A 20,257-nucleotide genomic window follows, 5' to 3' on the forward strand; every position below is an offset into this window, starting at 1 on the left:
GTTTTAAATAAAAATCTGTCAGGTTTCATTTCTATTATCGTCCTATCGGTTTTCGGATATTCTCCCATTCCTTTAGTTTTGACTCAAAATTTTTCCCTGCATTAGCAGGACTGGTAGACGGTAATACCACCAATTCATATTTTTTTGACGTTGTAACGTACTTTTTAAAATAAGCCGCTGCTTTTTGCCCGTTAAAAAAGATATGGGTTATTTCCGGATGTTGTTCTAAAAAAGCCGTAAAATCATTTGGTATTTCCTGTTCAATCGCACTATCCAGACTCCCTTCTCTTTTACAGGCCTGCAATACATCCCAAAGTGCAATTCTGTTTTCAATCAATACTGTCTTTTTAACTGTATAATCCGCTGAAAAAGGCACATCCAAAATGGTAAACATCAATTTCCAGAAATTATTCCGGACGTTACCATAATACTCACCGGCCATTAATGACGGAATTCCGGGCATGGTACCCAGTATTAAAATCCGGGCATTAGCAGCCGATACCGAAGGAAAAGAATAAATCAACATCAGAAAAATTTAGCGATAATTGGAATAGCAAATTAGCAACTTTCCGCCGAAATTCAAAAAGGTTTTTCGTTTTCGACCGTACAAAACCTTTCTTTTCACCAGTATTTTCGGGGCTTTTCAGCTTATTGTACTACTATTTGTACTAAACTTTATAAGTTGGTGTTAAAGGGGTTATCCCTTCACTACTCTACATTAAAAATTATCTTGTTAAAGTATTCTAACTAATCCCGCGATATTATTTGGTTTTTAGACATCAAAAATCTAATTTTGAGCGAATCAATCATATGATATTAACAAAAAAAAGCCTGAAATTATGAAATTACCTCTACAAGACGTTCTGGATGGGATCCGTAAGTGGAATATTGTCCGTAAAGACCGTGAAAAAGCCACATTTTATTTAAGTACTGCACGATTTTTCTCTTTTGAATGTGCCGATAAAGGAACATCTAAATACCTGCATGCTTACCCGGGAATTTATGAAGACAAACTTTACTTCTTTCTAATTCCGTCTGAATTTGACTCTCCTAATTCTACAGCAGTAGCCGATATCGATGCTCATATTAATGCTACACCTGTACACATCGGTGTAGGTAACGGTAACCAGGAATTACCGGAAAAAGAAGCTCAGGAACGAATTGACAACTGGGACAACAACGTTAAGAAATGGATACAGATTCAAATCGATGCTCCGGAAGGAATCTTCCAGGCATTTGCTATCCCAACAGATTATATCAAAGAAAAAGTGGCTATCCCATATGACGCTGACTTTGCACTAAGAGCTAGTGATGTTCCTGCATCCGGTTATATTGCCGATTTAGTTATCGTAGACAAGGAGTTAAAAAAATCAGTATATTACGATACGGTTAGACCGGTTCCGCCATTTGCACCGTTAGAAGGTGAGTTCTATTTATTACAATTGGCCGAAAACTAATATATGACGTTTTATCAGTTTCTGGATTATCTTACTTATTTATCTCCGGCGTTATTACTAACCGGAATAGGTATTGGTATGTATCGTTATAAATCACTTGATCTATCCCGTAAAATGCTATTGCTTTATATTAGCGTGGCGCTTTGCACGGATTTAACCAGTCGTATATACGGTCATTTGTTCGGAAATAACCTGATATTCATCATTTTGTTTAGCCTATTAGAATTGATCATTTTTGCAATTTTATACCAGTTCTGCTTTTTTGAAAAGAAAAGCAGAACTCTTTTTTTACTTACCCTGGTTGCCAGCGGTTTTATCATTTGGGAACTCAGTTCACTTCATAAAGTTGCTCCTCAACAATTTCAATCGTATTCGAAAGTAATGGATGCCTTTGTAATTCTGTTGTTTGCGCTGGCCTATTTCTTTCAGAAAGTCGGTAAATATAAAACCACACAAACAGAACAGTTACGCCTTAATGCCGCTATTCTGATCTTTTTTTCATTGCATCTTCTGTTTTTCTTACCCATTAACTTTCTGATTAATGTGAGTTCCGGTCTTAAATTCTATTTTTGGACGGCTAATCTGGTTCTTACCTTATTCTTTTATGCCTTTATAAACTGGGAAATATGGAAAAATGGATAGAACCTAAAACCATTATGTTATGGATTATCATTGCTATTACAGTGGTTTCCATACTGGTTTTCTCCTTTATACGACTCGCTTATCTAAACTTCAAACAAATGGCGGAAGCCCAGCTTGAAGAATCCCGGTTAAAACTGGAACATCAGAAAAAACTGCTTGAAAACGGAATATTAGTACAGGAACAGGAACGTACCCGTATTGCTGCCGATTTGCACGATTCCCTGATCGGAAAACTGACTTCGTTAAAATTAAAGCACCAATTGGAGTACAATTATGACGAAATGGACCATTTATTAAAAGAAAGTATAGCCGATGCGCGAAGAATTTCACATGATTTGAGTCCACCTATGTTAGAATTTATATCTTTGTGTGAATTAATTGACGGAATTATAGCGCCCTGGAAAAAAAACATTGCGGTCGATTTTTATCATGATGTTCGTACGAATGTCGATATGCCCAACACGATAAAGATTCAGTTTACCCGCGTTTTACAGGAGCTTATTACAAACATTTACAAGCATGCCGGTGCATCGGTGATTACAATACACCTACGTCAGAGTGAACGATTGTTATGTCTTTTGGTAACAGATAACGGAAAAGGATTTAATCCGAACCAAAATAAAAAAGGGCTCGGCTTACAGAATATCGAACTCCGAATGCATTACCTGAACGGAAAACATAAAATCAAACCGCTTCGAAAAGGCACCTCGGCTTTGTTATTATTAGATTATACAGACCTGATATGAATACCATTCGAATTGCAATAACAGACGACGACGGTTTAATTGTAAAATTACTGGAAAGCTTTCTTGGCATGCAGCCGGGATTTGAAGTAATCTTTACAGCTGAAAGTGGTGACGACCTGATTTCTTACCTGGAATCGGCCGCAATACTTCCTGATGTCTTGTTATTAGACCTGAAAATGAAAGGAATGGATGGTATCGAGGTTACAAAACACCTAAAAGCAAATTTCCCTGAAATCCGGATTGTAATTGTGTCTTCACATTACCAACGTTCTTTTATGAACTTTATGCTTAAAACCGGAGCTTCCGCTTTTTTACCCAAAGGTGTATCCCCTACACTGCTTTCAGAAATTATTCCTACGGTTCATCAAAAAGGCATCTTCTTTATGGAAGACCAAATGGAAGCCATCCGGGAACAAGTTACTTCTAAAACCGCACAAAAATCCATTTTCGATAACGGCACCGAACTTTCTAAAAGAGAAATTGATGTATTGCGCTTAATCAGTCAGCAAAAAACGGCAAAAGAAATCGGTGACACTCTTTTTATTACAGCGCGTACTGTTGAAGGTCATAAAAACAACCTTTTTGTTAAAACAGGCGCCAAAAATATTGCCGGATTAGTCATTTATGCCATACAGAATAACATTATCAGTGTGGACGAATTGCCTATGATATAACCTATCTATTTGAAAAACAGGTAATTTCATCCATACATTATTTCGAATTTATCGCGAACTTTGAGATAAAGGCTTCGGCCTATCCCCAAAACCTATAGTAAACTTAATTCGAAAAATTATGGAAAGTATTCAATTCGGGTTGGCCACCGATTATGACAGTGGCCGGTTTAATTCCGTTACTACCAACGAACGGGCTATTATCGAGGTCCACAATTCGGAAGCTTCCGGAAAAATGTGGTACCACATCGGTAAAGTCTATAAAGCCACCATTGAATGGGGCGAAAGTACTCCTTATAGCGAAGGTTTTCATCCTTCAATAGCACTAAACAATAAAAACATTGTTGTCGAAGTACACGAAACCAGCAATATCGTAACCAATTCGATGTATTATAAGGTTGGTACTTTAAAAGACGACTCCATCGAATGGTGGGGTAAAGATGAAAAATACGATTCCGGTGTTCAACCAAACGTAGCAATAAACGACTATGGTGTGATCGTAGAAGTTCATAAATCCCAATCGTATGACAAACTGTATTACCGTGTAGGTAAACTCAACGGTCAATCCATTAAATGGGGACCGAGCCGGAATTACGAAAAAGGAATCAAACCGGCTGTAGCTATTACAAATGCCGGATTGGTTGTAGAAGTACATCAGTCGGAAGGACATCCCAAATTATATTACAGAGTAGGTCGTATTGACGGCGATTCAATTAATTGGAGTAATAGCATTCCGTATCAGGACGGTGTAAATCCGAGTATTGCGATTACCGATGACGGACGACTGATTGAAGTACACGAATCACAAGGCGTAACCGGTTTATGGCAGATGTCCGGTAAAATAAACGGAACATCAATAATATGGAGTGAAGCCAGTAATTTCGATTCCGGTTCCACACCAAAAGCCGCTATTTCTTCGAGCGGACAAATAGCTGTACAAGTACATAGCAGTGAAGGATTAGCTTTCGGATTATGGTATTCCCTCTCCCGTTTAATGAATACTGCCGATTTTATGAGTCAGTTATTACCGTTAACCGAAAACCTTCCGTTCAAAAAAATGGTTTTTCCGGCCAGTCATGATGCCGGAATGTATACGCACGGTCTTGAAACATTAGGAAAAACACAGGATCTGAATTTATACCAGCAATTACAAGCCGGAGTCCGTTATTTTGATTTACGCCCGGATAAAAACCTAAACATCTATCATGGATTTGCAGGACCTTCTGTACAAGAAGTATTAAATGACGTAAAACGGTTTTATCAAGAAGGACATCACGAATTAACAATTCTGAAATTCTCTCATTTTGACAAATTTACACCTGTCATTTATGAGAAACTTAAAACAATGATCAATAATACTATCGGAAACTGGATGCTGCGTTCGATACCGGAAGGATATACACGACTGGCCGACGTAACGATGGGGACTTATTTACAGGATAAAGGTCAGATTCTTGTGGTTATAGATGAAGATTGGGCCGTAACCGATCAGCCGAAAGACGGTTTCTGGGTATATCGTGACTGGCAGGACAAGACAGCCGACAAAGGAGATCTCACTGTCTTTGATCTGTATTCCAACAGCATGAGTTACGACACAATGAAACAAGATCAAATTGAAAAATTTGAAGCTTTTAACGGTCAATGTTGCAGCAAACAAAAAAAGGACAGTTGGGAATGCGAAACCTTCTCCAACGTCCCTTGCGATTTATTTTTATTATCGTGGACCTTAACCCCTCCAACCGGTGTATGGCTATTTTCCAAAGAAGCCAATCGAAATTTAGGACAAGTAATGTCTTATTTATACCCTAATCAGTACGGTTTTTTCCCGAATATTCTCTATCTGGATTATACCGAATATGCCCGACCAACATTTATTGCCAATATAGTAACCAAAATATATAACAACATCACGCTCAACTCATCCCTTTCGAAAGAAGTGAATGAGATGGCGGGGTAATTCCAATTTCATTAAGCACTGAGGGAGTTACTAGCCGTTGCTCCCTCTCTTTCCTCTTTCCTCTTTCCTCTTTACTCTTTACTCCTTATTCTTTACTCCTTATTCTTTACTCTTTATTCTTTACTCTTTTTCCATTTACGTATTCTTCCCCGTGCGTTATTATAGGGTGATGCCGTATTAAACTGAATCATACGTCCCAATGTCCATTTTTCATACCAACTCCTTTCATATAACGCTTCATTGGATTTCCCGTTTATCAATATCATTATATGATCAACTGTAATGTCCAGTTTTTGTAACAACACACTGTAATCCTCATCTTTATAATCGGTATAGAATTTTTGTGCCAGTTTTCCCAGTTCATTCCATTTATAGCCGGTTTCCGGAAAATCAACCGTTTCACCGTTATCCTTCTTCTTATTCCATTTCAAAACCAATTCACCCCAACCGATAAGATAAGCTATCAAATTGTTCACGCTCATCATTGTATCCTTGGCGTGTCCTTCCAATTCTTCAGCCACGGTCAGTTCTACAGGAATTGTTTCTAATTCCTTTCGAAGTTTTTGATAGTTCGTATGGATTGCATTTACTAATTCTTCTTTTGTAGTGGGAACCGCCATGATAGAGTATTTTAAAAACCGATTTATTTTCCGAAACAGCAATTCGGATACCCTAAAAATACAAAACCTGCCAGATTTTTAAGAATCTGACAGGTTCATACTACTATTTATTTTGCTTAGCGGCTTATTTCACCGGAGTTCCGTCCTGAATTTCCTCTGAAGCCTGTTTAATCAAAAGCATATCTTTTGTAATTGCTCCGAAAACTTCGATTTTATCTTCCAGAATACGTCCTTTTTGAACCGGTAAGCGACTCGTTTTATGATCGGCAACCGATATCACATAAATTCCCTCACTCGATGTTACCACCGCCGATTTCGGCACCACATACGTACTGTCTTTTGCCGTTAAGGGTAATTGCACTTCCGCCACCATACCCGGTAACAGTTTATTTCCGGCATTAATCACATCCATTTCCACACGCTCCGAACGTAATTTACTATCCAAAGCTCCTGACATACGGGCAATTGTAGCCGAAAAATCCTGACCCGGCAATGATTTAACCGAAAATTTCAACGCTTCCCCGTTTTTTAAATAACCGGAATACTGTTCCGGAACATAAACCGAAAGACGTAATTTATTTTGCTGCTGAATAGTCATTAACGGCAATTCAGAACCTTTTCCGGCCGGACCGACATATGCACCGTGATTTACGTTACGCGTCGCCACAACACCGTCAAACGGAGCCCGGATTAACAAATACCCTAATAAGGTCTGAATCTCGTTATAAGCCGCTTTTGCTGCCTGATATTGTGCAAAATCAGAATTTTTGCGTGCTTCCGCTACTTCCAAATCATTACGGGAAACCGTTCCCTCTACTTTACTGGTTTCAAAAAGACGGTTGTACGTACTTCTACTGGCTGTATAAACCGCTTCCTGTGATTTTAAACGGGATTGAGCTGCCGATAACTGTGCGCTTAATTCCGGTGCTTCCAAAACCATCAGAAGTTGACCTTTTTTCACTTGCGTTCCGATATCTGCTTTTAGTTCTTTTACATAACTGCTCACTTTCGCATAAATATCCACTTGCTGGAATCCTGTAATTTCAGCCGGCATACGCAATTCCGTTGCCAGTATTTCTTTTTTCGGAGCAAAGGTCTCCAAAGCCGGTTGCTGCGCTTCCGTTGCCTGCGTTTCCTTTTCCTTTGCTGAAGTCTGACAGCCTACTACCAGTGCTGCCGTTCCTAAAAATGCAATTGCATGTATTACTTTATTTTTCATCTGTTTGATCTAATGCCGCTATATAATGTTTACTTTCTTTATCTTCCGGATCTAATGATACCGATTGTGTACCGGTTTTCCCTTGTACCCAGGCAAAAATAACCGGTAGGATAACTAACACTGTAAAAGTAGAAAATAAAAGTCCTCCGATTACAGCTCTTCCTAACGGAGACACCTGTTCACCGCTTTCACCGTGACCGATAGCCATCGGTAACATTCCCGCAATCATTGCAATACTGGTCATAATAATCGGACGCAAACGCAGGGAAGCCGCTTCACGAGCCGAAGCCAATGCATCATTATTGTGTTTTCGCAATTGTTCCGCATTAGTGATCAATAGTACAGCGTTGGCAATTGATACCCCAACCGACATGATGATTCCCATATACGATTGCAGGTTAAGCGTCGATCCGGTAGCCAACAACAACAATAACGATCCTAAAACTACTGCCGGAACTGCCGTTAAAATAACCAATGAGATTCGGAACGATTGGAAGTTCGCCGATAACATCAGGAAGATTACGATTACCGCTACCAATAATCCCGATTCCAGGCTACTCATCGTTTCAGTTAATACTTTACCCAAACCGATCTGTTCAATAAACAATCCGCGTGGTAATTCCCCCAACGAAGTTATCGCTTTTTGAACATCTTCAGAAGCCGATCCTAAATCGGTATGATCAATATTCGCTGTGATCGAAATATAAGGCATCGCTCCAAGGTTATCGTTTTCACCGTAAGTATAGGACGGCGTAATCGTAGCCACATCACTCAATACCGGACGTGCCGTGTTTTTCAGCAACGGAATCTCCCCTATTTGTTTAATATCCGTCATTTTATCCAACGGAACCTGAACCTGTACATTATAAGACAATCCTGCCTTTTCATCAATCCAGGTATTCTTTTCCGTATAACGGGATGATGACGTAGAAGCAATCAACGAACGGGAAATTTCGCCCATATCAACTCCTAATTGAGCCGCACGTACCCGGTCGATATTAATATCCAAAGCCGGATATTTAATCGGTTGTGCCAACTGAATATCTCTGAAATACGGTTTCTTACGTAATTCCGCCATCAGCTTATTCGCATACTCTTCATTTTTCTTTTTGTTTTTACCGGCGATACGAACTTCAATTGGTGTCGGCGATCCCTGGCTCAACACTTTATCCGTTAATTCAATCGGTTCAAACGACACGTTTACATCCGGAAGGACCTTTTTCAACCGTTGGCGGAATTCATCTTTAAAATCATCCATATCCCTGTGATACTCTTTTAAAGCAACCTGGAATACCGCTTCATGCGGACCGGCCATAAAAAGATAAATCGGTGATACAGAGAACAAAGACGGGTGCTGCCCGACATAGACTGACGAAATAGCCAAATGTTCTTTTCCGACCATTTTTTCCAGTTCTGCCAATGCTACTTTTGCTTTTTCTTCCGTTCGTTCCAGACGGGTTCCGTCAGGCGCTTTCAGACGCATCTGAAACTGACTTGAATTGACTTTCGGGAACACATCCTGTCCGATAACATTCAGCAGCAAAACCGCAAGTCCGGTTACACCTATCAAATAAAGAATCGTAATCGGTTTTTTATAATTAAATAAGCGATCGATTAGCTTCATAAAACGATTTCGGAAACGTTCAAACGGGCTTATTTTTCCATCGTTATTAAAATCCTGACGTTGCACCAGAATTTCCTTCTGCACCATAGTGTCCCGTTCCGATTCCGGTGTAAGTCCCGAAGCCATAAAAACAGCCTCATCATCGCTCACTTCCGGTGAATGGGGTACTTTCGTATGGTCTTTCATCAACCAGTTAGCCATAATCGGTACGAATGTCTGCGATAACAAAAACGAAACAATCATTGAAAATCCGATTGACAAAGCCAGCGGTAAGAATAAGGATCCCGGAATCCCTTTCATCGTAAATGCCGGCGCAAATACCGCCAGAATACACAATAAGATCAATAATTTCGGTAATGCAATTTCCTTACAGGCATCCCAAATCGCGAGTGCCTTGGGTTTCCCCATATCGAGATGCTGGTGAATATTCTCGATCGTTACCGTACTTTCATCTACCAAAATACCGATCGCCAGCGCTAACCCACTCAAAGACATCAGGTTAATTGTCTGCCCGAATAATTTAAGAAACAATACACCCGATATAATGGAAATCGGAATTGTAAGAATCACAATTAAAGCCGCACGACGGTCACCCAGGAACAATAATACCATTAAACCGGTCAATACCGCTCCGATAATCCCTTCCGTAATCAAACTTTTCACGGAATTGATCACATATACCGACTGATCAAATTCATATGACAATTTTACATCTTCCGGTAAAGTACTTTGAATTTTAGGCAATTCTGCTTTTAATCGCTGTACCACATCCCAGGTCGAAGCATCACCCGCTTTGGCGATACTCACATAAACGGAACGTTTTCCGTTTACCAATGCATAACCCGCCGTAATATCCGCACCGTCTTTAACCGTTGCTACATCACCTAAATATAAGTTTTGAACGCCGCCTTTAAACAACGGAATTTTTTCAAAATCCTTAATCTCCTTAATCGTATTATTCGTTGGTGTGATATAATTTTTATCGCCAACCCTAACATTTCCGGAAGGCGCCGTCTGATTGTTCAAACGAATCGCTTCAACAATCTGATCCGGCGTCAGGTTATGGGAACGCAATAAATCCGGATCAACATTCACTTCAACCGTTCGCGGACTACCTCCAAAAGGTGGTGGCGACAACAATCCCGGAATGGACGTAAACGAAGCCCGAACATAAACGTTAGCCAAATCCTGCAATTCGTTATTAGAACGCGTTGCACTACTTAACACCAACTGTCCGACCGGAAGCGATGAAGCATCAAAACGGATAATAAACGGCGGTTGCGATCCCGGAGGAAAAGCCGCCTGAATTCGGTTAGAAAGCGCACTTAATTCAGCCGCAGCCTGTGCCATATTCGTATCTTCATAATACGAAATTTTCATTAAGGTAAGACCTTGTATATTCTTTGTTTCTATTGATTTAACGCCATTAGCAAACAACATTATATTAACGTAGTTTTTGGCAAAATAGGATTCCATCTGGTTGGGTGTATATCCTCCGAACGGGTGTGCCAGATAAATAACCGGCAGGTTCATTTTCGGAAGAATATCCACTTTGATACTTTTTACAGCACCAATCCCAAAGATGATCAATCCCATTACCAAAACGATAATAGAAATGGGTTTACGAAGTGCAAAACGTATTAAATTCATCTTTTACGGGTTATAATTCATTAATAAATAAGTCAAAATCACCGGTTGCAGCGGCTTTTAACAATAAAGACTGCCATACGTTCACGTGAACAATATCCCGATCGGTTTCAGCACGGTTTAATGTATAAAGCGTTTGGGTAACATCAACCAGATTCGTTAGTCCGTTTTTATACAGTGTCATTTTCTGTAAATAAGCCTGAGCCGCTGCTTTCACTTGTTTCGGTGCTTCTTTATCACTCAAAGACGCCAATTGTATTTTGACATCAGCAGCATCCGATTGCGCTTTAAATTGCTGCTCCATCACTTTATACTCCTCCTCTAAGGCTTCGGTTGTAAACTTCTGCGCTTTAACTTTTTTAGCCGTACGAGCCAGACTTGTCAGATTCCAGCTTACACCTACGCCCAAAAGGTAGTTTTGACGGGTCGGATCTACTCCATCCCAATAGTTATGCGTAAACGAAGATTGATCAACTGCATAATCCGAATTAAATCCCGATGCCCGGGTTTGATATACGCCGAAGAAGCTGAAAGTCGGATAATATTCTTTTCGGAAAAGCTTTAATTGTTGTTGTCCGTATTCCATTCTGCTCTTGTAAAATTGCAAAACCGGATTCGAATCAACACCTGAAGTTTTACTTTCAGCTATAACATTTGGAGAATTGATTACCAATGTAGTATCTGCAACTATATCGACAATATCTATCCCCATTAAAGTAACCAGTTTATTGTTTTGTTCTTTCACCTGATCTTTCACCTGGTTCAATGCGATACGGGCGCGGGAAACTTCAGCCGATGCCAATGTCGAATCAACACCCGGTAGCAATCCGTTTTTTACCCGGGCCGCTGCCAGCTTTAAAAATACTTCCGCTCTTTCGAGGTTTTTCTTTTGTGAAATTTCAAGTCGTTGACTTGCTAACAGATTCAGATACGTTGCAGCAATTTTAACTTTATGCTGAAATTTTTCCTGATCGGAATCCTTTTGAAACCGGTCGGCATCTGCCTTAGACAAGGCAATTCTCTGTTTAATACGTCCGAAGCTATAAAAATCCCAGTTCATATTCACCAGGTATAAGGCTCCGAAAGCAGCATTCCAGTTTTGTTCCGGTAAAGGTAATCCGGACGAGGCAACTCCCAAGCCTCCGAAACCATACAACGGTCCGTTTTGGCCGTTCACAGTTCCGTAATCCTGTTGGGCTGCCAAAGTCAGATTCGGCAGGTAATCCCTTTTACTTTGCTTGACGGTTTCCTGTGCCGCCAAAGCATACTTCTCTTTGGCTTTAAGTGTGCCGTAGTTAGCCATCCCTTTATCAATTGCATCTTTCATCGTGAGCGACTGGGAGAACGCTCCGGAAAAACACATTAAAAGCGACAGCAGTGGCAATTTTCGTACTATCATTATTGTGGTAAGGTTTTTTAACAACGCGAAGCTACAACACAATCCCTAGCCTTGCCTATTAAAAATGACTAATTCGTTACAAAAAATGACCAATTCAATTGATCATTTAACTTTCCTGTTTATTCACTTTTTTATAGTTATTTTGTACGCTATATATCTGAAATGAGTATGAAGAAGATTTTAGAGAACAAATGGTTACAGGAATTCACAATCCTAATTTTCTCATTTGTTCTTTTCACACTAAACGACTGGATTTTAATATTAAGCTGGAAGGGATTCTGGATGGGGATTGTATATTTTTTACTCTTATACGGTCACGCCCAGATTAACCGCTTTTTCCTGTTACCTATCTTACTGAAAAAGCACCAACCTTTAACCTATATTTTATTCTCAATTATCTTAATATTAATATTTTCTGTAATATTACATGAAGTTTCAATTGAAGTAATTTACAAGAATTGTTTTTTGTATAAAACCTCAATGCAAAAGACCTATCATTTCCAATTAGGTACATTAGTCGGCACCTTAATTTGTATTTTAGGAAGTATTCAGTTGATTGAGCATTACCGGGATCAGAAGAAGAAAACAAACAAGGAATTGCTCTACAATCAGATCCAGTTAAACGCCTTAAAAGGTCAGTTAAATCCGCATTTCCTCTTTAATACTTTTAATACCCTTTACGGAATTAGTCTCCAATATCCGGAACGCACTTCCGACATGATCATGCGGGTTTCCCAATTACTACGCTATCAGGTAGAAAACTCCCAAAAAGAATACGTATCCCTGGAAGATGAAATCGACTTTATTACAAGTTATATCGAACTGGAAAAAGAGCGTGTCGGTTACCGTTGTGAAATCGAATTCGACTATAAAACCGATTCCGACTCCGATTATATGATCGCCCCGATGTTATTAATCCCATTTGTAGAAAACACCTTTAAACACGGAACCTGTGCGATTGAAAATTGCTTTGTTAGGATTAATCTTTCCGTAAATAATGGTAAATTACGTCTGGAAACCTTAAATTCGATTCCGGATAAAAAACGTAAAATAGTTTCCACTAAAATCGGATTGAGCAATGCTACAGAACGATTACGCATCCTTTATCCGAAAAAACACAATCTGGAAATCCAACAGGAAGCCAAACAATACCGTGTACTACTTGAAATGGACTTGTTATGATAACGACACCTAAAAAATGTATTATTGTTGATGATGAACCTGCTGCTCATTATGTTTTAACGAACTATATCAAGCAAAATCCACAGCTGGAACTTGCCGCGCAATGTTATAACGGTATTGAAGCCCTTCATTATTTACGGGAAAACACGGTCGATCTGATGTTTCTGGATATCGATATGCCGGAAATCAGCGGACTCGAATTGCTTCAAACCCTTAAAAATCCACCGAAAACAATCTTGACAACCGCTTATTCCGAGTTTGCTTTGGAAAGCTATGAATACGGCGTAATTGACTATTTACTGAAACCGATCTATTTTCCGCGTTTCCTGAAATCAATTGAACGTTATCTTTCCCTGCAATTCATTGAAAAGGAAACCGAAAGCCCGATTACATTAAATGTAAAAGTAAACGGTAAAAACATCAATATTTGCCTGAATGATATTTTATATGTTCAAAGCTACGGGAACTACGTTAAGATTTTCACTAAAGCCAGAACCTTCGTAACAGCAATTACCACCAATCAGCTTGTACAGGAACTTCCATCCGATCAGTTTATGCGGGTACATAAATCGTATATCATCGCTATTAATAAAATCGATCAGCACGAAAAAGAACATATCGTGATCAATAATGAAAAAATTCCGTTAGGGATTACATTCCGCAGAGAACTGAACGAACGCTTACGGTTATTATCATAACGCCTCCTCTTTCTTCTTTCTTCTTTCCTCTTTCCTCTTTCCTCTTTTTTCTTTTTCCTTTCCCCATCCCACTAAAAAACAGGTGTTTGTACGCATAGCCTGCTGTTTTCCTTTTACTACATTTGATACAGATCGATTTCCCACTATAAATCCTCTATTTAGCATTTATCCTGACTTCAAAACAAATTTCTGTTCCTGAAGCAGCACCTCTTACCTCTATAAGAGACAAAACAAGCAAACAAACCGATTTAAACAGTAACCAACAAACAACTAGCATGAAAACACTTAACTACGAAGAGCGATTTGAAGAAGTGTGGAGACACTGCCAAAGAGGATTGGTATATCCGTCGCCATTTGCCATTTTTACAACCTTTTGGTTTAAAAGAGCGCATGAAAAACAACCGTTAACCGGTGATCAATTGATCGGACACAAAAGACATTTAGCCCGAGTAATGGCAGATATCCGTCTGAAAATCAACAAAAGTGAAGCTTTAAAAGACAGGAACACCACCGTTATTTTAGGTATTTCATTTGAAAACTGGGCTATAATCAGTGCCGCAGAAGGAAAACCACTTCCAAAAGGGATGAAATTAAACTATCCGGAAGCTCATAATCCTTTCGAATCAAAAGTATTCCGGGCTTCAAACGGTGCTTTTGTCGACTCACAGGGCGACATCTGGTTTCATATTAAAAGTGACAGTGAAAAAGCCTGTGAGATTGTTAATGCCCTATTAATCGAAATTTTAGAGCCGATAACGAAAAAACATTATTCGCAGGAAGCCGCTTCTAAATCGAATGAAGCCGATGGCCACCGCGGAAAAGTACTCGGATGTCGTTTTTCGGAAAACCTGAACAATCCTTCTGATCCGATTTCAATAGCTAAGCACACTTTAATCGGTTGTGATGATATGGCTCATTTCGGCGGGTCATTTGTATTGGCACAACGTTTTCTGATCAACTGGAATCAGATCAATATGATGACAGAAGATCAGATTGAAGATCTTATCGGCCGTAAAACGGATGACACTATTATCCCGGATCGCGATTCCCGTTCACACATTAAAGCGGCTCGAATTCAGGATACCAACGGAAACACTACTCCGGTTCTTCGTTTAGGATTACCTTTCGGAAGAGCAAAACAAAACGGAAACTCCGGATTCAGAAATCCGAAATCCGTTACCGTATCGGATGAAGAAGGTATCTATTTTGCCGGTTTTTGTAAAGAAATCGGGATTCTGGAAAACATCATGAGTAATCAGATCGGTCCGGACAGCGGTTTTATGAACGACCGTTTGTTTAATCATTTGCGATCCGACCTCGGCGGTATTTTCTATATTCCTAGTGTAGACGATCTGAAACTGGATGAATTAGAAGGATACAAAAACAATTATAGCTTTATTGAATCCAAAGATTGGTCACGTTTTCCGGGTGTAGACTGGACGCGTTTGGATCGTCATTATCAGAATGCTTCCAAAAACGAGCTGATGTATTACAACCATCAGAATTACCTTTTTACGATGTCTACCGAAATCGGGCGTAACAACGATTACTTCAAAGTACCTACAAATCGTATTTTAAGCCTTATGGAGAACATTTTCTCGTTATGGCAGGATAACTGGTACTTTAACCGCAAACAAGAAGAAATTAAAGAGGATATTCGTTTTTATATCGATCGTTATCACGGAAGCGATAAACCTTCGGATATTATGAACGAATCGATTATGATCCGTAAAGGATGGGCTATTCGTCTGAGCTTACAATTATTCAGCTCTGCCGATTACGGTTTCCGGGGACGTAAAATCCGACTTGAAGACGGAACATTGATTCCTTATTCTTCATTCCGTGAAAAAGACGGTCAAATCGTATACGGATCTGATACTTTCCGTATTTCACCGGAAGAAATTATTGTAGGTGCCATGCCTAATCTTTCACTGGGAGAAGGTCGCTATGTAATGCGTTATCTGACAGACAGTGAGCGTCTGGATGGTTTCCTTGTTAATCTGAGTGAGGCTTCCGGTGTGGGCCACGTAATTCCGCATTATGAAAAAGCGTTGCAAAAAGGACTAAAAGTCATGATGGACGAAATCTTGGATTACGAAAAGAATACAACGGATACAACTAAAAAAGAACTTTATCAGTCGGCTTACCTGGCTTTAAAAGGAATTTCGGAATACTGTCTGAATTATGCCGAACTGGCACGTCAGACTGCTGCAAAAATGAGCGCCGGACAAGCCTGGGAAAAAGAAAACCTGGAATCGATTGCTTACCGAATGACCAAACTTGCCACGGAAAAACCGGACACATTGGTCGAAGCCGTACAATTTATCTTTACGCTACACAGCTGTCTGCACCTCAACGGAGAACCAACAGCTATCGGTCGTATGGATCAGCTTTTACAACCTTTCTACGAAAGTGATTCCGTTTCCGAAGACGAAGCACAGGAAATCATTGATGCTTTCTATATCAAGCTGGACGAAAAAGTACAGCAGAACCGTATTTTTATGGAAGATCATCAACCATTCGGAAATCTGGCTATGGGCGGTAGTTCCGGTCCTTATCCGCAAGGTGCTTCATTAGGCCAATGGATCCAACAGATCACGGTTGGCGGTACTATTGTTGACGGAAATCCTGATTTTGAAGAAACTAGACCTGCTTATAATGACATGACGTTATTGTTTATCAAGGCTTCGGGAAGGTTACCGCTAAACGCACCTTGTTTGTCGTTACGAACCCGAAAAGATATTCCGAAGGAAATACTGGAAGCAGCAGCTCATGCCCTTTTATCCGGCGGAGCACACCCGATCTTGCTAAACGATGAAAAAATCATCAAAGGTTTATACCACAGCGGAGACGGTGTAGGTGGAAAACTGGGCAGTGAAACCAAAAAATGGAACTCGGCTGTTAGTATGGAATCGGCACAGAATTATGCCTGCGACGGTTGTTATGAACCGCAATTCCCGGGTGAAAACTGGTTCTCTTTAGGCGGATTTTCTACTTTGCAACCGTTGGAATGCGCTTTAAACCAAGGTAGAACCTATTCATCAGCAGGTGAATCGTATTTATTCGGTCAGGTGGTTTCATTAAATTCCAAACCGGCCGATCAGATCAAATCATTTGAAGAACTGGTGGATATTTATTTCCAGCATTTCGAATGGTTAAACCGAAAAGCCTTTAACGGTCAGCTAATGGGTTATGGTGCGAATACCAAATTCTGCCCTTCTCCTATTCTGAATGTCCTGATGGACGATTGTTTAGCAAGAGGTTTGGATTTTTATAGCGGCGGAACCAAATACAACATCTACGGTCCTTGTTATATCTCGCTAAGTGCGGCCATTAATTCGCTTTATGCTATCAAAACAATGGTATTTGACGAGAAAAATGCCGTAACAACATTACCGGAATTACTGGAATGTCTGTGCTGTGACTGGGGCCATAAAATGACCGAACCGTTTATTAGTAATCTGGCCGGAGAATCGCGTATTGCAGGCCGTTCCGATCGTTTTAAACGTCTAAGAGAAATTGCTTTGGCACAACCGCGCTACGGAAGAGGTCATGCCGATATTGATGCCTTTGGTAACACGATTGTGGAAGGTATTGCGAAAAAATCGGTGGCGACATTTACAGAACCCTGGCCGCAATTATATGAAACTTTTAAAAATATGGCTACCAAATTCGGAACGGAAGAATTTCCATTCGGACTTCAGATTCAGCCGGGTGTCGGAACTTTTGAAAACCATGTGGAAATGGGTGCCTGGAACGGAGCCAGTGCCGATGGTCGTCGTTTAGGTACTACGGTTGCTTCCGATTTAAGTGCGATGCCTAGTCCTGCTGATCTTCCTATCGAACATCAACATGCCGGATTTGAAGAATCATTAGCCGGATTTGACGGTATCGGTGCCGAAATGATGACAGACGGAGCGCCAACCGATTATAATATTGATGAAAACTTCCCGGTTGAAAAGCTGGTTCAGGTAATGCAACAATTTGCAAACGGTCAGTCGTCCAATATCCTGACTATTACCGTAGCGAATCCGGATACCTTTACAGATGCGGTAGATTCACCGGAACAATACGATCTGCTTCGTGTTCGTACAGGAGGATGGACAAACTTCTTTACATCGGTATTCCCTGTAATTCAGGATCAACACCGTCGTCGTCCCGTTTCGACTCCGGAAGAAGTACAAAAAGAAAAAAGAATGGCAAAAGGATGTCCTTTCCATCAGAAAATAGCACAGGAATAGTATCTTGTTCTAAAATTTGGGAAAAAAGCACCTCGGATAACTCCGGGGTGTTTTTGTTCTAAGAGTAATACCGGCATCTGTATAAAATCTATTATTTTTGTAGTACAATTGTTTACTATGACCCAATACGACCTTTTACGTCAACACATTGCTGAAATTTGTCCGCTTTCGGATAGTGAATGGGAATATGTTTCACAGCATTTTACCTTTCGGAAACTGCGCAAACACCAGTTTCTGGTTCAAAAAGGCGAAATGGTACCGTGTGAATTCTGGATCATTAAAGGATTGGTTAAAACCTATGCTATCGATTGTGACGGCAAAGAGCATATTCTTCAGTTTGCAATGGAAGAATATTGGACCAGCGATTTCCAGGCTTTTCAAAACCAGGTTCCGGCTTGTATGTATATGGACTGCATTGAAGATTCGGAGTTTTTTTGTCTGAAACTGGAAGACCGTGAAAAAATTTGTCATGAGATTCCGTCTATGGCTAATTTTTTCAGAATTAAAGCGCATTACGGTTATATCGCACTGCAACAACGTATCATGTCGCTACTTACTGAAACTGCCGAAGAACGTTATAACAACCTCATCAAAAAACTACCGCGTCTTATTCAGCGTGTTCCTAAAAAGTTACTGGCTTCTTATCTCGGCGTAACCCGCGAAACCCTTAGCCGACTTAAAAGCTAAATAGTGTGACCTACCTCACAAAAAAACCGTGATCTAATTCCTCGCACAGCTCCGCTCCTGTTCGGACATTTGTACTGTTACTTTTAACACTACAAACATGACCGTTCAAAGTTGTTTTACCCGTTGCTATTACAAGCTATTGTGTAATAATTATTACTAGTTCGAGAGGTATCTGATTCTCATCGGATCACAAACCTATCTCATTCACTATTTAAAATTATTACAACTGCCTTTTGGGCAACAACACTTTATGGAAACAATTAAAAATATAAATACTGCTGCGGCAACTTCAAAATCTAAAAAACTTCCGGCTGCTTTATGGGCATTAACTATCAGTGCTTTTGGTATTGGTACAACCGAATTCGTAATTGTCGGACTACTACCAACCGTAGCCAATGATCTGAAAACCTCTATTTCTTCTGCCGGTTTACTGGTTAGTCTTTATGCATTGGGTGTAGCCATAGGCGCACCGATACTAACCGCCTTAACCAGTCATATCAATCGTAAAAAGTTATTATTAAGTGTAATGGTTCTTTTTATCATCGGAAACGGATTGGCTTCTATCGCTCCTTCTTTTACGACATTAGTTCTGGCCCGAATCTTAACCGGATTTGCACATGGTGTTTTCTTTTCGATCGGAGCAACAATTGCAGCCGGTTTGGTATCGGCCGATAAAAGAGCCAGTGCAATTGCTATTATGTTTGCCGGATTGACAGTCGCCATTGTAACCGGCGTACCTTTAGGAACCTATATCGGACAACATTTCGGATGGCGCGCTACTTTTATCGGTGTTGCTGCATTGGGTGTAATCGGATTGATCGCCAGTAGTCTTCTCATTCCGAATTCCCAACAAAAAAACAAGCCCTTACAATTAAAAGATCAGTTAAAGGTTTTAAAAAATCCTTCTATCCTGTTGGTATTAGCTATAACAGCCTTGGGATACGGCGGTACATTTGTAACCTTTACTTATATGGCGCCGCTTTTACAAAACATATCCGGTTTTTCTGCCGATGCCACCAGCTTGCTATTATTAATTTACGGTATTGCTATTGCATTGGGAAATGTGATCGGCGGAAAAGTATCCAATCAGAAACCGATTAAAGCCTTGATGGTTATGTTTTTGTTACAGGCTGTTGTATTACTTATTCTTTCTTTCACCGTATTTAATCAGATAACAGCAGTGATAACACTGTTTGCAATGGGAATTCTGGCCTTTTCCAATGTTCCGGGACTACAATTATATGTCGTTCAGATGGCCGAAAAATACCTGCCCGGTACAGAAGATGTAGCTTCAGCCTTAAATATTGCTGCTTTTAATATCGGTATTGCCATTGGTGCTTTTATTGGTGGTCATATCGTCGAATCTTCACTTGGTATCGAATCCACACCATGGGTCGGCGCCATCTTAGTTGCTATTGGCTTTTTAGTCACCCTTATCAGTTTTAAACGCGAAAAAAACAATTGATC

The 20,257-nt window shown here is 40.1% G+C and carries 15 protein-coding genes; 10 read left to right on the forward strand and 5 right to left on the reverse strand.

Annotation, left to right across the window (positions count from 1 at the left end; translation table 11 throughout):
• Positions 1-34: 34 nt before the first annotated feature.
• Complete coding sequence (locus NOX80_RS15105) at positions 35-526, reverse strand: DNA-deoxyinosine glycosylase (RefSeq protein WP_256550630.1); 492 nt, start codon at positions 524-526, stop codon at positions 35-37.
• A gap of 313 nt (positions 527-839) precedes the next feature.
• Between NOX80_RS15105 and NOX80_RS15110 the strand changes: the two genes are divergently transcribed.
• The 5 genes from NOX80_RS15110 (at position 840) to NOX80_RS15130 (ending at position 5,473) form a co-directional block, all read left to right on the forward strand.
• Complete coding sequence (locus tag NOX80_RS15110) at positions 840-1,457, forward strand: hypothetical protein (RefSeq protein ID WP_256550631.1); 618 nt, start codon at positions 840-842, stop codon at positions 1,455-1,457.
• Positions 1,458-1,460: 3 nt separating this feature from the next.
• On the forward strand, positions 1,461-2,099 hold the full coding sequence (locus NOX80_RS15115) for a hypothetical protein (protein WP_256550632.1): 639 nt from the start codon (positions 1,461-1,463) through the stop codon (positions 2,097-2,099).
• Positions 2,084-2,845, forward strand: a complete 762-nt coding sequence (locus NOX80_RS15120; protein ID WP_256550633.1) for a sensor histidine kinase — start codon at positions 2,084-2,086, stop codon at positions 2,843-2,845. The genes NOX80_RS15115 and NOX80_RS15120 overlap by 16 nt, the downstream gene beginning before the upstream one ends.
• Positions 2,842-3,519, forward strand: coding sequence for a response regulator transcription factor (locus tag NOX80_RS15125; RefSeq protein ID WP_256550634.1), 678 nt, complete (start codon positions 2,842-2,844; stop codon positions 3,517-3,519). Before NOX80_RS15120 ends, NOX80_RS15125 begins: the two co-directional genes overlap by 4 nt.
• Before the next feature lie 118 nt (positions 3,520-3,637).
• Positions 3,638-5,473, forward strand: coding sequence for a hypothetical protein (locus NOX80_RS15130; RefSeq protein ID WP_256550635.1), 1,836 nt, complete (start codon positions 3,638-3,640; stop codon positions 5,471-5,473).
• A 113-nt stretch (positions 5,474-5,586) separates the two neighbouring features.
• Here the strand turns inward: NOX80_RS15130 and NOX80_RS15135 are convergent, their stop codons facing one another.
• The 4 genes from NOX80_RS15135 to NOX80_RS15150 all read right to left on the reverse strand — a co-directional run bounded on the left by NOX80_RS15135 (position 5,587) and on the right by NOX80_RS15150 (position 11,982).
• The gene (locus NOX80_RS15135) at positions 5,587-6,093 is read right to left on the reverse strand and encodes a ClbS/DfsB family four-helix bundle protein (RefSeq protein ID WP_256550636.1); all 507 of its coding nucleotides are present in this window, start codon (positions 6,091-6,093) and stop codon (positions 5,587-5,589) included.
• A gap of 124 nt (positions 6,094-6,217) precedes the next feature.
• Positions 6,218-7,312, reverse strand: coding sequence for an efflux RND transporter periplasmic adaptor subunit (locus NOX80_RS15140; protein ID WP_256550637.1), 1,095 nt, complete (start codon positions 7,310-7,312; stop codon positions 6,218-6,220).
• Positions 7,302-10,586 carry an efflux RND transporter permease subunit gene (locus NOX80_RS15145; RefSeq protein ID WP_256550638.1) on the reverse strand — a complete coding sequence of 1,095 codons (3,285 nt, stop codon included), beginning with the start codon at positions 10,584-10,586 and terminating at the stop codon, positions 7,302-7,304. Before NOX80_RS15145 ends, NOX80_RS15140 begins: the two co-directional genes overlap by 11 nt.
• A 10-nt stretch (positions 10,587-10,596) precedes the next feature.
• Positions 10,597-11,982 (reverse strand): TolC family protein, encoded by a 1,386-nt coding sequence (locus tag NOX80_RS15150; protein ID WP_256550639.1) that lies wholly within the window; start codon positions 11,980-11,982, stop codon positions 10,597-10,599.
• A 168-nt stretch (positions 11,983-12,150) separates the two neighbouring features.
• Here NOX80_RS15150 and NOX80_RS15155 point away from each other — a divergent pair, with 168 nt between their 5' ends.
• The 5 genes from NOX80_RS15155 (at position 12,151) to NOX80_RS15175 (ending at position 20,255) form a co-directional block, all read left to right on the forward strand.
• Complete coding sequence (locus tag NOX80_RS15155) at positions 12,151-13,164, forward strand: sensor histidine kinase (protein ID WP_256550640.1); 1,014 nt, start codon at positions 12,151-12,153, stop codon at positions 13,162-13,164.
• Entirely contained in the window at positions 13,161-13,862 is a 702-nt protein-coding gene (locus NOX80_RS15160; protein ID WP_371926054.1) for a LytR/AlgR family response regulator transcription factor, read from the forward strand. The genes NOX80_RS15155 and NOX80_RS15160 overlap by 4 nt, the downstream gene beginning before the upstream one ends.
• 275 nt (positions 13,863-14,137) lie before the next feature.
• Positions 14,138-18,103 (forward strand): Dyp-type peroxidase, encoded by a 3,966-nt coding sequence (locus tag NOX80_RS15165; RefSeq protein WP_256550641.1) that lies wholly within the window; start codon positions 14,138-14,140, stop codon positions 18,101-18,103.
• 117 nt (positions 18,104-18,220) lie between these two features.
• Entirely contained in the window at positions 18,221-18,790 is a 570-nt protein-coding gene (locus tag NOX80_RS15170; RefSeq protein WP_256550642.1) for a Crp/Fnr family transcriptional regulator, read from the forward strand.
• 250 nt (positions 18,791-19,040) lie between these two features.
• On the forward strand, positions 19,041-20,255 hold the full coding sequence (locus NOX80_RS15175) for an MFS transporter (protein WP_256550643.1): 1,215 nt from the start codon (positions 19,041-19,043) through the stop codon (positions 20,253-20,255).
• Positions 20,256-20,257: the final 2 nt, after the last annotated feature.

The organism is Flavobacterium cerinum, from assembly GCF_024496085.1.
GTDB classification, from domain to species: Bacteria; Bacteroidota; Bacteroidia; order Flavobacteriales; family Flavobacteriaceae; genus Flavobacterium; species Flavobacterium cerinum_A.